This window comes from Amycolatopsis saalfeldensis (assembly GCF_900110575.1).
Taxonomy (GTDB): Bacteria; Actinomycetota; Actinomycetes; order Mycobacteriales; family Pseudonocardiaceae; genus Amycolatopsis; species Amycolatopsis saalfeldensis.
Map to the genome: position 1 here is coordinate 154661 of NZ_FOEF01000018.1, position 17430 is coordinate 172090.

Annotated in this window: 17 protein-coding genes; 12 read left to right on the plus strand and 5 right to left on the minus strand. The window is 70.5% G+C overall.

The features are described from left to right. Positions 1 to 26 precede the first annotated feature (26 nt). From BMY97_RS33015 to BMY97_RS33025, 3 genes are all read right to left on the minus strand, one after another. Complete coding sequence (locus tag BMY97_RS33015) at positions 27 to 968, minus strand: ABC transporter ATP-binding protein (protein ID WP_091624681.1); 942 nt, start codon at positions 966 to 968, stop codon at positions 27 to 29. A gap of 201 nt (positions 969 to 1169) precedes the next feature. Continuing rightward, a complete protein-coding gene (locus BMY97_RS33020; protein ID WP_091624684.1) occupies positions 1170 to 1826 on the minus strand; it encodes a response regulator in 657 nt (218 codons plus the stop codon). Continuing rightward, positions 1823 to 3004 (minus strand): sensor histidine kinase, encoded by a 1182-nt coding sequence (locus BMY97_RS33025; protein ID WP_091624687.1) that lies wholly within the window; start codon positions 3002 to 3004, stop codon positions 1823 to 1825. The genes BMY97_RS33020 and BMY97_RS33025 overlap by 4 nt, the downstream gene beginning before the upstream one ends. Before the next feature lie 214 nt (positions 3005 to 3218). Between BMY97_RS33025 and BMY97_RS33030 the strand changes: the two genes are divergently transcribed. The 10 genes from BMY97_RS33030 to BMY97_RS33075 all read left to right on the plus strand — a co-directional run bounded on the left by BMY97_RS33030 (position 3219) and on the right by BMY97_RS33075 (position 14154). Next, positions 3219 to 4724 (plus strand): dynamin family protein, encoded by a 1506-nt coding sequence (locus BMY97_RS33030; RefSeq protein WP_091624890.1) that lies wholly within the window; start codon positions 3219 to 3221, stop codon positions 4722 to 4724. 46 nt (positions 4725 to 4770) lie between these two features. Further along, the gene (locus BMY97_RS33035; RefSeq protein WP_091624893.1) at positions 4771 to 5403 is read left to right on the plus strand and encodes a hypothetical protein; all 633 of its coding nucleotides are present in this window, start codon (positions 4771 to 4773) and stop codon (positions 5401 to 5403) included. Between the two features lie 74 nt (positions 5404 to 5477). Continuing rightward, a complete protein-coding gene (grpE, locus tag BMY97_RS33040; RefSeq protein WP_091624690.1) occupies positions 5478 to 5885 on the plus strand; it encodes a nucleotide exchange factor GrpE in 408 nt (135 codons plus the stop codon). Then, on the plus strand, positions 5882 to 7720 hold the full coding sequence (locus BMY97_RS33045; RefSeq protein WP_091624693.1) for a dynamin family protein: 1839 nt from the start codon (positions 5882 to 5884) through the stop codon (positions 7718 to 7720). The genes grpE and BMY97_RS33045 overlap by 4 nt, the downstream gene beginning before the upstream one ends. Positions 7721 to 7819: 99 nt before the next feature. Beyond that, positions 7820 to 8503, plus strand: a complete 684-nt coding sequence (locus BMY97_RS33050; protein WP_091624696.1) for a hypothetical protein — start codon at positions 7820 to 7822, stop codon at positions 8501 to 8503. 358 nt (positions 8504 to 8861) lie between these two features. Further along, positions 8862 to 10682: a phosphoenolpyruvate carboxykinase (GTP) gene (locus tag BMY97_RS33055; protein ID WP_091624698.1), complete on the plus strand. Its 1821-nt coding sequence runs from the start codon at positions 8862 to 8864 to the stop codon at positions 10680 to 10682. Between the two features lie 84 nt (positions 10683 to 10766). After that, on the plus strand, positions 10767 to 11660 hold the full coding sequence (locus BMY97_RS33060; RefSeq protein WP_091624700.1) for a TIGR03621 family F420-dependent LLM class oxidoreductase: 894 nt from the start codon (positions 10767 to 10769) through the stop codon (positions 11658 to 11660). Continuing rightward, positions 11657 to 12262 carry an ABC transporter ATP-binding protein gene (locus tag BMY97_RS33065; RefSeq protein WP_091624702.1) on the plus strand — a complete coding sequence of 202 codons (606 nt, stop codon included), beginning with the start codon at positions 11657 to 11659 and terminating at the stop codon, positions 12260 to 12262. Before BMY97_RS33060 ends, BMY97_RS33065 begins: the two co-directional genes overlap by 4 nt. Next, positions 12256 to 13533: a DUF6297 family protein gene (locus tag BMY97_RS33070; protein WP_091624705.1), complete on the plus strand. Its 1278-nt coding sequence runs from the start codon at positions 12256 to 12258 to the stop codon at positions 13531 to 13533. The genes BMY97_RS33065 and BMY97_RS33070 overlap by 7 nt, the downstream gene beginning before the upstream one ends. 45 nt (positions 13534 to 13578) lie before the next feature. Beyond that, entirely contained in the window at positions 13579 to 14154 is a 576-nt protein-coding gene (locus BMY97_RS33075; RefSeq protein ID WP_091624707.1) for an EndoU domain-containing protein, read from the plus strand. A 15-nt stretch (positions 14155 to 14169) separates the two neighbouring features. On the opposite strand, the gene BMY97_RS33080 is transcribed toward BMY97_RS33075, so the two are convergent. Continuing rightward, positions 14170 to 14451 (minus strand): helix-turn-helix domain-containing protein, encoded by a 282-nt coding sequence (locus BMY97_RS33080; RefSeq protein WP_091624710.1) that lies wholly within the window; start codon positions 14449 to 14451, stop codon positions 14170 to 14172. A gap of 385 nt (positions 14452 to 14836) precedes the next feature. Here BMY97_RS33080 and BMY97_RS33085 point away from each other — a divergent pair, with 385 nt between their 5' ends. Then, complete coding sequence (locus BMY97_RS33085; protein WP_091624713.1) at positions 14837 to 15118, plus strand: DUF3311 domain-containing protein; 282 nt, start codon at positions 14837 to 14839, stop codon at positions 15116 to 15118. After that, positions 15115 to 16767, plus strand: coding sequence for a monocarboxylate uptake permease MctP (mctP, locus tag BMY97_RS33090; protein WP_091624716.1), 1653 nt, complete (start codon positions 15115 to 15117; stop codon positions 16765 to 16767). Before BMY97_RS33085 ends, mctP begins: the two co-directional genes overlap by 4 nt. Positions 16768 to 16789: 22 nt before the next feature. On the opposite strand, the gene BMY97_RS33095 is transcribed toward mctP, so the two are convergent. Beyond that, positions 16790 to 17416, minus strand: coding sequence for a hypothetical protein (locus BMY97_RS33095; RefSeq protein ID WP_091624718.1), 627 nt, complete (start codon positions 17414 to 17416; stop codon positions 16790 to 16792). Positions 17417 to 17430 lie beyond the last annotated feature (14 nt).

Below are 17430 nucleotides of genomic sequence, written 5' to 3' on the forward strand. Positions count from 1 at the left end.
GGTCTGATTCCTAGGAGAAAGAGTGGTCAGCGGGCGGTGGGCTGGAAGGCTTGCTGCGCTTCGGCCTCGAGCCCGGTGTGGTACTCGACGGAGTCGCCGGTGATCTGCATGAAGGCCTGCTCCAGCGAGCCCGTCTGCGGGCTCAGCTCGTGGAGCACGAGGTTCGCGGACGCCGCGATCTCGCCGATCTTGTCACTGTCCATTCCGGACACGATGAGCGCGTTGCCGGAGTCGGTGACCTGTGCGCTGGCGCGGACGAGCTGCTCGCGCAGCGCCGGAAGCTGCGGTGACCGCACCTTCACGGTGTTTTCCGCGGCACGGGCCACGAATTCCTCCGTGGTGGACTGCGCGATCAGCTGCCCCTTGCCGATCACGATGAGGTCGCTCGCGGTCAGCGCCATCTCCGAAAGCAGGTGGCTGGAGACGAAAACCGTGCGGCCCTCTTCGGCCAGCCGGTGCATGAACTTGCGGATCCAGAGGATGCCCTCGGGGTCGAGGCCGTTCACCGGCTCGTCGAACAGCAGCACCTCCGGGTCGCCCAGCAGCGCGGCGGCGATGCCGAGGCGCTGCGACATGCCGAGCGAGAACCCGCCGGCGCGCTTGTCCGCGACGCTGGTGAGGCCGACGGTGTCGAGTACTTCTTCCACCCGCGACGTCGGGATCCGGTTGGATTTCGCCATCCACGAAAGGTGCGCGCGGGCGGAGCGGTTCGGGTGCACCCACTTCGCGTCCAGCAGCGCGCCGACGGTCCGCAGCGGGTCCTTCAGCTCGTGGTAGCGCTTGCCCCCGATGACGACCTGGCCCGAGGTCGGGTTGTCCAGGCCCAGGATCATGCGCATGGTGGTGGACTTGCCGGCGCCGTTCGGACCCAGGAAGCCGGTGACCTTCCCCGCGGCCACTGCGAACGACAGGTTGTTCACCGCGACTGTGTTGCCGTAGCGCTTGGTGAGACCTGATGCCTCGATCATCCCTGCTCCCTCTGTAACGGCCCGATCGCCGTTCACCCTGGTGCTCTTACCCGGACTATCGTGACGCAGCGCGGCCGGTCTTGGCGTCATCCTGTGGGTCTAACCAGTCACCCGACTTGAGTAGTACCCAATCGTGTCTACGGTGGACATACGATCGGTGAAACCCCTGAGGCGACCCTGAAATCCCCCTGAGCCCAGCGCTCAGCCGAGTCCCGGCCGGGCCAGCCCGGTCTCGTACGCCAGCACCACGGCCTGCACCCGGTCCCGGAGGTCGAGCTTCGCCAGGATGCGGCCGACGTGCGTTTTCACGGTGGCTTCCGAAAGGAACAGGGACTCGGCGATTTCCAGGTTCGACAGGCCCTTCGCGATCAGCACGAGGACTTCGCGCTCGCGGTCGGTCAGCACGTCCAGCTCACGGACGTCGCGGACCGGGGCTCCACCCGTGCCGACGAAGCGGTCCAGCAGGCGGCGCGTGACCGAAGGCGAGACCACGGCTTCGCCGGACGCCACCGCGCGCAGGGCCGAGACCAGGTGGTCCGGCTGCGTGTCCTTGAGCAGGAAGCCCGACGCCCCGCCCTGCAGCGCCGCGTACACGTACTCGTCCAGGTCGAACGTGGTCATCACCAGCACCCGCGCGGTGCCGGCCGCGACGATCTGCTTCGTCGCCTCCACCCCGTCGAGCACCGGCATGCGCACGTCCATCAGCACCACGTCCGGGCGCAGCTCGGCGGCCAGCCGGATGGCCTGCGCGCCGTCACCGGCCTCGCCGACCACGTCGATGTCGGCCTGCGCGCCCAGCACCATCCGGAACCCGACGCGCATCAGCTCCTGGTCGTCGACGACCACTACTCGGATCACGGCGCCAACCTAACCGGCAGGACCGCCCGCACCTGCCACCCACCGGCCGGCGCGGGGCCCACCTCCAGCGTTCCGCCGTACACGTGCGCGCGCTCGCGCATCCCGATCAGCCCGTTCCCGCCCGCGACGGCCAGCCGCGGGGCCTTCTTCGACGGCCCGGCGTGCGCCGCCTCCAGCTGCCTCGCCCGCCCGGCGCCGTCGTCGCGGACGAGCACCTCCACCGTCTCCCCGTCGCGGTGCACGCGCACCTCGGCGCGCGCGCCCGTGCCCGCGTGCTTGAGCGTGTTCGTCAGCGATTCCTGCACGATCCGGTACAGCCCGAGCGAGACGCCGGCGGGCAGGTCGTCCAGGTTGTCGTCCACTTCCAGCTCCACCGGCACGCCGGCCGCGCGCATCCGCTCGGAGAGGTCGGCGAGCGCGCTCGCGTCCGGCTGGGGGACGCGGGGCTCACTGTCCCCGTCGTCGTTGCGCAGCACGTCGAGCAGCCGCCGCAGCTCGCCCAGCGCGCCGCGGCCGGTCTCGGAGATCGTCTGCAGCGCGCGGCCGGCCAGTTCGGGATTCGTCGGCAGCGCGAGCGAAGCGCCGTCGGCCTGCACCACCATCACGCTCACCGAGTGCGCGACGACGTCGTGCAGCTCGCGCGCGATCCGGCCCCGCTCCTCGGCGACGGCGATCCGGGTGGCCTGGTCGCGCTCGGTCTCGAGCAGGTGCAGGCGCGCCTCCACCTCGTCGTCGTACGCCCGCCGCGCGCCGACGAACTCGCCGAGCGTCCAGCACAGCGCGAGGCCGAAGAGCGTGAACAGCATTTCGGCGAACCACGAGTGGCTCTGGGCGGTGGCCGTCTGCACGATGTTCAGCACGGTGAGCGCGCCGAGGTAGATCAGCCCCTGCTTGCGCCCGACGTAGACGACGATCGAGTACAGGCTCATCGCCACCGCCACGGGGCTCGAGATGCCGAGCTGGAGCGTGGTGTGCGCGATGCTGATCAGCAGGACGGCGTAGGCCGACCACAGCGGGCTCTTCCGGCGGAACGCCAGCGGCGCCACCATCAGCACGTCGATCGGGATCGCGACGTACCACGGTTGCGGCTGCAAGCCCCCGTCGATCAGGGCGCCGCCCAGGAAGAAGGCCACGTCGATCAGGCCGAGAAGCACGGCGAGCAGGGTGTCTCCCGCCATCGGGTGGGCACGCATCCACAGACTCAGCCTTCGCACGCTTCAACCCTAGGTCGGCGACGGGCCCGGGCGCGTCGCCCGTCGGTAGCACCTTCGGTGCGACCCGAGGATGACCGGCATGGCACGATTTCCCCGGCGGGCTGGACAGACGAGTCGGGAGGGGGCCGGGGCCGTGACGGCAGCGGCGGAGCAGGGGCGCCTCGCGGGCCCGCTGTCGATGTCGGTGGCCAACCTGTGCCACCGGCTCCAGTCGCAGGTCTCCCCGCGCACGGCCGCGGGATTCGCCGAGGTGCTGCGCCGGCTGGGCGCGCCCTTGCAGGTGGCGGTCGCCGGGCGGATCAAGTCGGGCAAGTCGACGCTGGTCAACGCGCTGATCGGGCGCCGGGTCGCGCCCACCGACGTCGGCGAGTGCACCCGCCTGGTCACCCGGTTCCAGTACGGCACGGTGGACCGCGTCGAGGTCGTGTTCACCGACGGCCGCAAGCAGGTGCTGCCCTTCGCCGCCGACGGGTCGATCCCGGCCGAGCTGGGCGTGGACATCACCGAGGTCTCGCACCTCGAGGCGTACCTGACCAACGCCGTGCTGCAGGGCATGACGGTGATCGACACCCCGGGCCTCGGGTCGCTCGACGCCGCGTCCGTCTCGCGCACCGAGCTGTTGCTGGGCGCGGCCAAACAGAGCGGCGCCGACGAGGATTCCACCGAGCTGGACGACACCTCGCGAAACGCGGTCGCGGGCGCGGAAGCCGTGCTGTACGTCGTCACGCAGGGCGTACGCGCCGACGATCAGCAGGCGCTCGCCGCGTTCACCGCCGCCACCGCGAGCCGCGAAGCGGGCCCGGTCAACGCGATCGCCGTGCTGAACAAGGCGGACACGATCGTCGCCGAGTCCGTGGCGGGCTCCGACGGCGACGTCTGGAAGGCCGCGACGATGCTCGCGGAGAAGCAGGCGAGCACGCTCAAGCCGCGGGTGGCCGACGTGCTGCCGGTGATCGGCCTGATGGCCGAGTCCGCGGAGTCCGGCGGCTTCACCTCCGCCGACGCCGAGGCGCTGCGGCAGCTTTCCGCGCTGGACGAGGACATCCTCGAAACGATGCTGATCTCGGCCGACATCTTCACCAGCTGGGAGTGCGACGTCCCGTCCGGCGTCCGGCTGCGGCTGCTGGAGAAGCTGGACCTGTTCGGCGTCCGGTGCGCGGTCGAAGCGATCCGCGCCGAGCCGGCCATCACCGCGGGCGCGCTGCGGCGGACGCTGCTCGACGCGTCCGGTCTTGACGCCGTGCGCCAACGGCTCGCCATCGTCTTCGCCGCGCGCGCCGACGGGATCAAGGCCGCGGCCGCGCTTGCGTCCGTGACCGCGCTGGCCCACGCCTCCGGCGACGCGGGCGAGCGGCAACGGGTGCACGACGCGATCGAGGTCCTGCTCGCCAAGCCGGAGGCGCACGCGCTGCGGCTGCTGGAGGCGTTGACGCTGGTCGCTTCCGGCGCCGTCGACATGCCCGAGGACCTGTCGGAGGAAGTGCTGCGCGTCGGCAGCAACGCCGACATCGGCGCCCAGCTCGGCCTTCCGGGCGCGGCGCGGCCGGAGCTCGCCGCGCACGCGTTGGAGCGCGCGGGCTGGTGGCGGTCCTTCGCGTCGTTCGGCGCGACACCCGCGCAGAGCCGGGTCGCACACGTCGTCCACCGGGCTTATTTCCTGATCTGGCAACAGATCCGCGAGTGACAACGGCCGCCGGAGCGCCCGCCGTTTTCGGCGTAGGGTGGATTTCGTGCGACTGGAGAACACCACTTCGTGGCGGGCGTCCTGGGGGAGCGAGCACCAGATCGACCTCGCGCTGTACCTCCGTGATGTCCTCGCCCTCTCGGTCGACGACGACCAGGTGCTGCCTCCGGTGGAGCCGGCCGTGCCGGTGCACATCCCGCCCGCGATCAACCGGGCCGAGGTGCAGGCGCAGTGGTCCGGTTGGTGGACCGATCTCCTGACGTTCCTGCGCGGGCGCGGCGAGTCCAGCCCTCGCGCGCCGCGAACCCGCTTGCGCCGTCCCCAGCCGGGCGACGGCTCGGCGATCGACCTCGCCGTCCAGCATTTCGCGCCCGCGGCGTTGCGGCACTTCGCCGCCGCGCGCGGTTCGGGGCTGCGAGACGGTGCGCCGCTGTCCGCCCCCGGCTTCTACCGCCGCCACATCCTGGCCGGCGACCGGCTGGGCCAGCTCGTCCGCGAGACGGAGGTCCACCTCGGCCGCCGCGCGCACCCGTTCCGGCTGTCGGTCATCGAGATCTCCGTCGCGGGCCGGATCTGGACGCGCACGGCCGAGGACCAGATCCTCGTCTCGTCCCGCTTCGCCGAGGACCCGCCGGCCCTGGAAGCGGCCATGCGCACCGTGATCCGCGAACTCGCCTGAGCGCTCGGCAAACGCTTGCCGCAGACTGGTGGAATCCGTCCGGGCGGCTCGGCCGACGACCAGGGGTGAGGGTTTTGGCTTGGTTTCGCAGTAAGGAAGTTGATCCCGACGAGGGAACCCCGGTCGGCGAGGCCGCGTCGAACACCGGTGTGGACGTCGTAGCTGCCCCCGGTGACGAACTAGAGCGTGCGCTGGCCGACCGCCAGGCCCTCATCCAGCTGTGCCTGTACGCGCTGGACCGCGCCCGCAGCGGCGGGGTCGTCGAGCGGCTGGAGCACGGGCTGGCCGGCATCGGCGTCTGCGCGCTGCGCCCGGACGGCGAGCGCTTCGACCCGGCCCGGCACGAGGCGGGCGGCGCGGTCACGACCGACGACCCGGCGCTCGACGGCGTGGTCGCCGAGACCGAGGTGACCGGGTTCGCCGATCACGAGCGGCTGCTGCGCGCGCCGATCGTCACTGTGTACGCGAAGCGTGTCCCGTGACCGCGCCTACGCTGCCCGCGCAGGTCCAGGCCGCGCGTGAACAGCTGACGACCGTCGTCCGCGAGGCCGACCCACAGGCCGCGAAGTGGGTCGACGAGGTCCGCCGGGCGCGGCCGAAGAAGCCGTCCGTGGTAGTGGTCGGCGAGACCAACCGGGGCAAGAGCTCACTGGTCAACGCCCTGCTCGCGGCCCCGGGACTGTCCCCTGTGGACGCTGACGTCGCCACCGCCACGTACCTGGTGTTCGAGCACGCCGAGACCTGGGGCGCGCAGGCCTGTTACCCCGGCCAGTTCGCGTCCGTGCCGATCGACCTGCGTGAGCTGGTGAACTGGGTTTCGGCGACGCACGAGCTGCCGGCCGGCCAGCTCCCGCCGCGGTACGTCGAGGTCAGCGGCCCGGTCCCGTTGCTGGAACGCATGACGGTCGTCGACACGCCGGGTGTCGGCGGGCTGGACTCGCTGCACGGCGAGCTGGCCAAGGAGGCCGCGGCGGGCGCGACGGCGCTGGTGTTCGTGGTCGACGCGTCGGCCCCGTTCACCTCCACCGAGCTGCAGTTCCTCCGCGACGTCGGCGAGCGCGTCGAGACCGTGGTGTTCGTGCTGGCCAAGGTGGACATGTTCCGCGGCTGGCGGGAGATCCTGGAGGCCGACAAGCAGCTGCTGGCCCAGCACGCGCCGAGGTTCGCCGACGCCGTCTTCCACCCCGTTTCGGCCCGCGTGTTCGAGACGGCCGCGAAGGCGCCGAACGAGCAGGTGGCCGCGATGCTGCGGGAGAAGTCCGGCGTCGCGACGGTGCAGGTCGCGCTGCAGGAGCTGCTCGTCGGCCGTTCGGCCATGCTCGCCGAGGCCAACACACTGCGGGCGCTGTCCAGCGCGCTCGGCGAGATCAAGGCGAAGCTGCAGGCGGAGAGCCGCGCGCTGTCCGCCGGTGAGGCCGAGGCCGAGCAGCTGCGCGAACGCCGTGACCAGCTGCAGGCCGAGCGCCGCACGTCGACCCGGGGCTGGCAGCTCAAGCTGCGCGGCGAGGTCCAGCGCACCCGCGTCGAGGTCGGCCACGAGAGCAGCCGCGAGATGCGGGACGCCCAGACGCACTTCCGCTTGCGCATCGAGGCCGCGAAGCGCGACGAGCTGGCCGCGTTGCCGCAACAGGTGGACATCGCGCTGCAGACGACTTCGCAGTGGATCTCCATGCTGCTTTCCCAGCGCCTCAACCACGTCACGAACGTGGCGCTGTCGGAGCTGTTCTCCGCCGAGGAGCTGGACGTGATCCGCGCGCAGTTCGCGCGGGCCGGCGGACCGCCCGTGGTGCTGCGCCCGCCGGACAAGAAACCGCCGACGGCCGAGGACAAACTGCTGGTCTTCATGGGCATCTCGGGCGGCGTCGGCGGGGCCAAGATCGCCGCGCTCCCGCTGGCCGGCGTCGCCATCCTCAACCCGGTGGTGCTGCCCGCGACGATCATCATCGGCCTCGGCGCGGGCTGGTGGATGGCCCGCACCCGCAAGCACGCGTCCGACAAGCAGCACATGAAGCAGTGGCTGGTCGAGGCCATCGCCGACGCCCGCTCGACGCTCGACCAGCTGGTCGCCGAACAGCTCATCGAGGCGGAGCAGCAGCTGTCCATGGCGCTCGACGAGGCCCTCACCCGGCGCATCGAGTCCATCGAGGCCGAGCTGAAAGAGGTCGACAAGACGATCAAGATGGGCGCGCAGGAGCGGGCCAAGAAGATCGCCGTCGTCGCCAAGCGGCTCCGCGACGCCACCGAGGGCCGTGACCGGGCCGAATCCCTGCTCACCCGCATCCGCGCGCTGCGTGACGCGGCCCCGGTCACCGTGTGATCAGGTTGTGGTCGGGAACCGAACCGGCCTAACGTGAGTCTTAGGAGTTCGACAGCCGAAGCAGCCGGTGAGACCCGGTCGTAAAAGGGGGCTTTTCCCATGTGGGTCGACGAGAGTGGCGGCACCGACACCAGCGGCACCGACGCGATGACGGTCCACGTCGACGGCCAGGAGTACCAGGCCGAGGTCAACTTCGACAGTGACCACGACGGGGTCTCCGACACCGCGATCGTCGAGCACGACGACGGCAGCGCGCAGGCGTTCACCGACACCGACCACGACGGCACCGCGGACCACTACGCGGTCCTCGACTCGACCGGCCACGTCGTGGACCAGGCCGTGTACGACGAGGCGAGCGGCGCCTGGGTCGAGTCCGGCGGCGGCCACCCCGATTCCCACAGCCAGGACGACTCGACCACCGGCCACATCCACGCCGACCTGCCCGGCGGCGAGGTCGACGCCGGCGTCGCCACCATCGACACCAACCACGACGGCCATAACGACACCGCGATCGTCGACACCAAGTCCGGCGGCACGATCGCGTTCACCGACACCAACGGCGACGGCGAGGCCGACATCGCGGTGCAGATCGACGCCGACGGCACCACCACCACGTTCGACCACACCGGCGCCGGCCAGTGGACCGAGGAAAGCGGCGGCAACGGCGCGGCGGCACCCGCCGACCCCGCGGGCGATCACCTCTGGGGCGGCGACGGGACCCAGCTGCTCAACGGCGTCGCGAAAATCGACTCCGGCACCGGGCAGTGGATCAGCCCCAACTAGCGCATCTTGTGACTCGCGTCACACGGGCCCGGCCACGCATCAGCGTCGCCGGGCCCGTTCGCGTTTCCGGCGCAGCGCCCTTCGGTCGCGAATGCGACTCAGGCCACTCGAAAAGATTTCCGGTCATGGTCCGATTCAGTGACAACTGAATCGATTCCCTTATCGTTCTTGTGAGAGAACCAACAGGTCAGCTCTCGGTTACCTGCCGGTCATCCAGCTACAGTCGAGGAATCCCAAAAACCCGCACACCGGTCCGCCGCCGGTGGGCGAAGCCATTCGGTCGCCGGCAATGAAGCCCGCACCTGAACACAGTCGTTCGAGGTGTGGGCTCTTTTGTCGTCGGAAGTCAGGAGTAGAGATGACCGCAGTCGCCATCCCCGGACTGGACACCGCGCCGACGACGCACAGTGGCGTGCTGTCCTGGGTCCGGGAGGTCGCCGAGCTGACCACCCCGGACCGTGTGGTGTGGGTCGACGGGTCCGACGAAGAGGCCGCCAGGATCAACGCCGAACTGGTCGAGGCCGGCACCTTCGTGCAGCTGAAGGCCAAGCCGAACTCCTACTGGGCCACTTCCGACCCCGGCGACGTCGCACGGGTCGAGGACCGCACCTTCATCTGTTCGCAGCGGCCGGAGGACGCCGGGCCGACGAACCACTGGACCGACCCGGCCGAGATGAAGGCCACCATGACCGAGCTGTACCGCGGCTCGATGCGGGGCCGCACGATGTACGTGATCCCGTTCTGCATGGGCCCGCTCAGCGATGAGAATCCCAAGCTGGGTCTGGAAATCACCGACTTCGCGTACGTCGTGGCGTCGATGCGCGTGATGACGCGCGCCGGTCAGGCGGCCCTCGACAAGTTCGTCGACCCGGACGGCAGCGAGCGCGATTTCGTGCCCGCGCTGCATTCCGTCGGCGCGCCGCTCGAGCCCGGCCAGGAGGACGTCGCCTGGCCGTGCAACGAGACGAAGTACATCTCGCACTTCCCCGAGGAGCGCGCGATCTGGAGCTACGGCTCGGGTTACGGCGGAAACTCGTTGCTGGGCAAGAAGTGCTACTCGCTGCGCATCGCCTCGGTGATGGCGCGCGACGAGGGCTGGCTCGCCGAGCACATGCTGATCCTGAAGCTGATTTCCCCCGAGGACAAGGTCCACTACGTCGCGGCGGCGTTCCCGAGCGCCTGCGGCAAGACCAACCTCGCGATGCTGCAGCCGACCATTCCCGGCTGGCGCGCCGAAACCCTCGGTGACGACATCGCGTGGATGCGCTTCGGCGAGGACGGCCGGCTGTACGCGGTCAACCCCGAGTTCGGCTTCTTCGGCGTCGCGCCGGGCACCGACTGGCACACCAACCCGAACGCCATGCGCACCATCGAGCAGGGCAACACTGTGTTCACCAACGTCGCGCTGACCGACGACGGGGACATCTGGTGGGAGGGCATGGAGAACAAGCCCGAGCACGCCATCTCGTGGAAGCACCAGGACTGGACGCCGGACTCCGCGGAGAAGGCGGCGCACCCGAACTCGCGTTACTGCACACCGATGTCGCAGTGCCCGATCCTCGCGCCGGAGTGGGACGACCCGAAGGGCGTGCCGATCTCGGCGATCCTGTTCGGCGGCCGCCGCAAGACCACCGTGCCGCTGGTGAACGAGGCCCGCGACTGGCAGCACGGCGTGTTCATGGGAGCCACGATGTCGTCGGAGACCACCGCGGCCGCGGCCGGCGCCGTCGGCAACGTGCGCCGCGACCCGATGGCCATGCTGCCGTTCCTCGGCTACCACGCCGGCGACTACTTCAAGCACTGGCTGACGCTGGGCAAGAACGCCGACGCGAACAAGCTGCCGAAGATCTTCTACGTCAACTGGTTCCGCCGTGGCGACGACGGCCGGTTCCTGTGGCCGGGCTTCGGCGAGAACTCGCGCGTGCTCAAGTGGGTCATCGAGCGGGTCGAGGGCCGCGGAAACGCGACCGAGACGCCGATCGGCTTCGTGCCGAGCGCCGCCGACCTCGACATCGAGGGCCTGTCCGAGCCGGCCGAGGACATCCAGGCCGCGCTGAAGGTGGACCCGGCCGAGTGGCGCGAGGAGCTGCCGCTGATCGAGGAGTGGTTCGCGAAGATCGGCGAGGTGCCGACCTCGCTGCGCGACGAGCTGGACGCGCTGGCCCAGCGCCTGGGCTGACCCACCCGCCCCACCGGCTCGTGAGCGTTCGTGACGGTTCCCACCGGCCTGAACACTCACGAGTCCGGTGGGTAGCGTGGGGCCATGACCGCTCCTGGGGTGAAACCGTTCCGGTTCGGCGTGAATCTGCTCTTTCCGGACTCGCGTGCAGCTTGGGTGGCGAAATGCCGCCGCGCCGAGGAAATCGGCTACGACGTGCTGACGGTGGCCGATCATCTGGGCATGGCGCCGCCGTTCCCGGGGCTGGTGCTCGCCGCCGAGGTGACCGAGCGGGTCCGGCTGGGCACGTTCGTGCTCAATGTCGGCTTCCACCGGCCGGCACTGCTCGCGCGCGAGGTGACCGGCACCGACCAGTTCCTCGGCGGGCGGCTGGAGCTGGGCCTCGGCGCGGGTTACGTCAAGGCGGAGTTCGAGGCGGCCGGCCTGGAGTTCCCGGGCGCCGGACGGCGTGTCGACCACCTCGAGCACACGGTCAAGGAACTGAAGCGGCTCTACGCCGACCCCGAGCACCGGCCCGCGCCGGTGCACCCGGGCGGCCCGCCGTTGATGATCGGCGGCCGCGGCGACCGGGTGCTCACCCTCGCCGCCGAGCACGCCGACATCATCGCGTTCAGCGGCACCGCGAAGGTGCCGGACGGGGCCGGGATCGCGCTCGCCGCGCCGGACGGGGTCGCCGAGCGCGTCCACTTCGTCCGCGAGCTGCTGGGTGATCGCACCGCCGAGTTCAACCTGCTCGTCCAGTTCGTGATCGTGACCGACGACCGGCCGCGGGCCTTGGCCGGGCTGCACGAGCGCGTCAAGGACACGCTCACGTTCGACGAGCTGGCCGCCGCGCCGACGGCGCTGGTCGGCACCCCCGAGGAGATCGCGGAGCAGCTCCTCGCGCACCGCGAGCGGTTCGGCTTCTCGTACTTCACCCTGCTCGAGCCCAATATGGAGGCGTTCGCGCCCGTCGTCGAGCTGTTGCAGGGCCGATGATCGACGCGCGCGGGATCGGGGTGAAGGCGGGCGACCTCTGGCTGCTCGACGGCCTCGACTTCTCGGTCGACCCGGGTGAGTGCGCGGTGCTGGTCGGGCCCAACGGCGTCGGCAAGTCGACGTTGATGCGGTGCCTGTACGGCATGCAGCAGCCGCAGCGCGGACGGGTGCTGATCGACGGCCGGAAGCCGGACGAGCGCAGCCTCGACTTCCGCCGCAAGGTGTCCGTGCTGTTCGACGACTCGGACTTCTTCGCCGAGCTGACCCCGGTGCAGCACCTGCAGCTGCTGGCCGGCTCGTTCGGCGAGGACCTCGGCGACTTCGACGCGCTGCTGGCCGACGCCGGCCTGGCCGAGCGCGCCCGCGTCACGGCCGGGCACTTCTCCGCGGGTCAACGGCGGCGGCTGCTCCTGCTCGGCGTCACCGCGCGCCCGCACCGCGTGCTGCTGCTCGACGAGCCGGAGCGCGCGCTGGACACGGCGGGCAAGGAGTGGCTGGTGGACCTGATCGGCCGGTCGACGGCGGCGGGTGCCGCCGTGGTGGTGGCCACGCACCACCAGCCGTTGCTGGACGCGGCCGACAGCGTGCTCGAACTGTGGTGAGCCTCGGCGTCCGCCTGCGGGTGCCCGGCCGCAAACGGTTCGGCGGGGTGTTCAGCGGCGACAGCGCCACGTTTGTGCTGATCTTCGGCGGCGGCTTCCTGTTCACCGCGTTCTTCCGCACGGACTCCTGGCATCGGGTCCTTTTCGGACAGTCTCCTGTGGACTATCCGGCGGTGCTGGGCCTGGTCCTGCTGTGCTGCGCCGTCGGCTGGCGAAGCCTGCTGCGCCGCGGCTTCGTGTGGGCCGAGCCCGCCGAGCTGACGTGGATGGACTTCGCGCGCGTCGACCGTCGCCGCGTGGTGGCAGCGCGGTTCGCGGGCGCGCTGACCGGGTTCGTCGCGGTGGTCGCGTACGTGGCCGCGCTGATGCTGGCCGTCGGCGGCGGCGGGCCGGATCTGTGGCGCGCGGGGTTCGCGTTGATCGTGGGGAGCGCGGTGCTGGCCTTCGCGACGGCGCGGCGCACGGCGTTGCGGGTCGACCCGGCGGGCCCGCTGGTGCTGGCGGTCGCGGGGGTCGCGATCGCGGCGGCGCGCCTCGGGCCGTCGCCGGTGCAGTATGTCGGCGCGGCGGTGCTGCTGTGCGCGGTGGCGCTGGCGTTCGGCGGCGGGGCGGTGACGCGGGCGGGCCGCGCGGTGCTGCTCGACGGCTGGAACGCGCGGGTGCTGCGCTCGGTCGCGGTCACCTTCCTCGACCCGATGATGATGCTGCCGGAGTCGGCGCCCGCGGGCTCGTGGTCGCTGCGCCACCCGTCGGCGCTGCGGCTGGCCTGGGCGGGCGTCGTCGGCCGCTCGCGGTACCTGGGCGCGTTGCTGCTGGTGGCGCTGGCCGTGGCGGTCGGCCACGTCGCCGTGCCGACGTTGCCGGGCGCGGTCCTGGTGGGGCTGGGCGCGTACGTCGCATTGACACCGTTCGGCGCCGGGCTCGGCGTGCTTTGGCGCAACCCGGGCCGTCGGCGGTGGCTGGGCTCGTCCGACCTCGAACTGGTGGTGACGCACGGCGTGGCGCTGGTGGTGGTCGCCGTGGTGTGGTCGGTGCTGCTCGGCGCGGGGCTGCTGGCGCTGGGCACGTCCGTTTCGGGGCTGGCGTGGACGATGCTGCCAGTGGCCGTGCTGGCGGTGCTGCGGACGGTGACGCGTAAGCCGGTGGACTACAGCAGCGCGGGCTTCGTGGACACCCCCGCCGGTCCCCTGCCCGCGAACCTCGCGCGTCAGCTGTTCCGGGGCCCGGACCTGCTGGTGGCCGGGATCGTGGTGCTGTCGCTGATCGGCTGAGCCGGGCGCGGCGCGTTAGGCTCCACCCGGACGAGAGGAGTTCTGGTGGGCGGCGGACACGCACCGGGCACCGGGCGCAGGGCGACCACCGAGTTCCCGCCTGCCTGGAGCGACGAGCAGATCATCGCGGTCGTCAAGGACGTCGCGAACGACCCGGGCGAGCCGCGGGTCCGGCAGTACAACGGCCGCTGGCGCTGCGCCGGCGAGCGCTACGGCGTCCAGGTCGTGGTGCTGGTCGACGCCGAGGGCTTTGTCCACACGGGATACCCGCTCGCCGGCCTCGGCGTGGTCCGCAACCCGGACGCCGCGCGCGACCCGGCGAACCCCACCGTCGCCGACGCCGCCGAGAACCGCATCAGCTACTTCCTCGACAGCCTGCTGAGCCTGCTCGCCGACCGTTTCACCCCGGCCGAGCTGACCCACTACCGCAGCCTCCAGTGGTCCGGCGAGTGGGAGGAACTGGCGGACGCGCTGTCCGCCCACATCACCGTCGCCGACCTGCCCCTGACCCCGGACGAGCTTTCGGACTTCGAAAAGCTGCTGAACTCGTTCGACCTGCCGGTGAAGGATTGCTTGTACATCAACGATCGGGACCACATCCTGAACCGCCTGCGCGGCTGAGGTTGCGCGCAGGCTTCAGCTGGCTTGCGAGAACTCCCCCGCGCCGGCCCCAGCGCCCTCGGAACAAGCCTCGCGCAGCACGTCCAGCGGCATCGCCACCGCGTCGGCGATCGCGGCGACCGTGAAGAACGCCGGGGTCGGGATTCGGCCGGTCTCGATCTTCCGCAGGGTTTCCACCGAGATCCCCGCCTCGGCGGCGACGTCGACCATGCTCCGGGCGCCGCGGGCCGCGCGCAGCGCCACGCCGAGCCGCTCACCTCGTGAGCGTTCCTCTTCCGTCAGCGGCACCCGCACCATGCCCGGCAGTCTAGCCGAAAGTTGTCCACCGCCTGTGGATAACTCTGTGCACAAGCTGTGGGAAAGTGGCCCCGCCTGGGGAAAACCCGGTGGGTCCACAACACCTTGGGGCTCCACCCACCGGCCGCTACCGGCAGTGGGACACCCGACCGCTCATGATCGGCCGGCCCGAGGCCGTCCACAAGGCAGTCCTCCACGATCTTGTCCACAACCCGCGCCGAAACCCGCAGCCATCCCCAGCCACTCCGGCAAGCCAGTGAACGCCACCTTCGCCAGGCCCGTGACCAGCGCTGATCAAATCGATATCGGACACGCGTGACGCCCGGGAGGCCGAAGTTCTAGGGTCAGCCCGGTCGCGTGTTACGTGAGTGTTAGGTGAGGTTCGATGTCCACTGCCAAACAGGATGGGCGGGTGCGCGGGTTCCAGTTCAGTCCGTGGAACCTGCTGTTGATCATCCCGCTGCTGATCCTGGTCACCCCGCTGTTCAACTTCGACGGCCCGCGCTTGTTCGGGATGCCGTTCTTCTACTGGTTCCAGCTCGCGTTCGTCGTGATCGGCGTGCTCTGCACCGGCATCGTCTACTGGGCGACGCGCCAGAAGCCCGGCAGCACCGGCGGCAAGGACGAGCTGAGCGTGGACGATCTCGACGAGGGTGAGGCCCGATGACCATCCAGTGGCTCGAGCTGACGGTTTTCATCGTCCTCTTCCTGATCGTCACCGTGCTGGGCTTCGTGGCCTCGCGCTGGAAGGCCGGGGCGAACCTGGACCACCTCGACGAATGGGGCCTCGGCGGCCGCAAGTTCGGCTCGTGGATCACGTGGTTCCTGCTCGGCGGTGACCTCTACACGGCGTACACGTTCGTCGCCGTGCCCGCGCTCGTGTTCAGCGCCGGCGCGCTGGGCATGTACGCGCTGCCTTACACGATCGTCGTCTACCCGATCGTCCTGCTGCCCGCGCTGCGCATGTGGTCGGTCAGCCGGTCGCGCGGCTACGTGACGCCGGCCGACTTCGTCCGCGGCCGCTTCGGCTCGCCGACGCTCGCGCTGCTGATCGCGATCACGGGCATCGTCGCGACCATGCCGTACATCGCGCTGCAGCTGGTGGGCCTCGAGGCCGTGCTGCGCACGATGGGCATCAACGGCTCCGGCATCGTCGGGCACCTGCCGCTGCTGGTCGCGTTCCTGATCCTGGCGCTGTACACGTACCAGTCGGGCCTGCGCGCGCCCGCGCTGATCGCGTTCGTCAAGGACATCCTGATCTACATCGTGATCATCGTGGCGATCATCTACCTGCCCTCGAAGCTGGGCGGCTGGTCGCACATCTTCGACCAGGCGCAGACGCAGCTGGCCAAGCCGAGCAAGGCGACCGGCAAGCCCGCGGGCTCGCTGCTGCTGAACGCGAACAACCAGCTGCAGTACGCCACCCTCGCGCTCGGTTCGGCGCTGGCGCTGTTCCTGTACCCGCACTCGCTGACCAGCGTGCTCGCCTCGCGCGGCCGCAACGTCATCAAGCGCAACATGGTCGCGCTGCCGGCCTACTCGTTCGTGCTGGGCCTGCTCGCGCTGCTCGGCTACGTGGCGATCAGCGCCGGCGTCAAGCCGCTGACCAACAACGCCACCGGCAAGCCCGACGGCAACACGATCGTCCCGCTGCTGTTCGACTCGCAGTTCGCGCACTGGTTCGCGGGCATCGCGTTCGCCGCGATCGGCATCGGCGCGCTGGTGCCCGCCGCGATCATGTCGATCGCCGCGGCGAACCTGTGGACGCGCAACATCTACAAGGAGTACATCCGCAAGGACGCCACGCCGAAGCAGGAGGCGAAGCAGGCGAAGCTCGCTTCGCTGGTGGTCAAGCTGGGCGCGGTGCTGGTGATCATCCTGATCGACCCGCAGTTCTCCATCGACCTGCAGCTCATCGGCGGCGTGCTGATCCTGCAGACGCTGCCGGCGGTCGCGATCGCGCTGTACACCCGCTGGTTCCACAAGGCCGGCCTGATCGCGGGCTGGATCGTGGGCATGGGCTGGGGCCTGATCATGCTGTACGGCATCCCCAACCCGGCCAACGGGAAACAGCACTTCGGCGGCTCGGCGCTGGCGATGGGCAACCTGTCGATCTTCGGCTGGCACCCGTTCGCCGGCTCGACGGTGCAGATCTACCCGGGCTTCGTGGCGCTGGTCGCGAACATCGTGGTCGCCGCGGTCGTCACGGTGATCGCGCGCCGGCTGAAGTGGCAGTCCGGCACGGACGAGACCGAGCCCGCGGACTACCACGCCGACGAGCACGACAAGGACCTGCGGCCCATCGGCGTCCACTGAGGACAGTGAAGAGCCCCCTCGCCTACGTCGGCGAGGGGGCTTTTTCCTTGCTGATCATCGCCTTCGACACCACGTACAGCACCAGGGCGTTGAGCAGGTGCCACAGGAAGTGCGTGCCGGTCGGGAAATCGCCGCAGGCGACCCCGTCGATGCTGCGGAACGCCAGCGACAGTGCGAAAAGCGCGCCGGCGATCGCGAAGTGCGTCCAATACGGGTCTCGCGCGTACAGCAGCACGCCGGCGAACACCACCAGGCCCACGAGCGCCGGCAGGTACAGCCCGCCGCCGAGCGCGGCCATGGCGACGGTGAGCACCACGAACGCGGGCGCCGCCAGCCATGACAGCTTCAGCCTCACGCGCAGGAAGACGTGCGGGAACATCGCCGCGTAGTACAGGACGAACACGAGGATGAAGCCGGAGTCGGCGGCCCCGCCCCAGCGCGTTGCCGTCAGGTGGAACACCGTGCTGGCCAGGAACACCAGCCCGACGAGGACCGCCAGGGTGCGGCCGGTCCGCGCGCCGTGGGCCCGCCACCAGACCGCGGCCGCGGCGACCAGGAACGCCAGGTTGGTGAGGTCGTTGAGCGGCTCGCCCCACAGGCCGGGGGCGATGCGCTCGCAGTAACCGTCCACGTACGCGGTCCAGTCCACGAGGACACCTAACT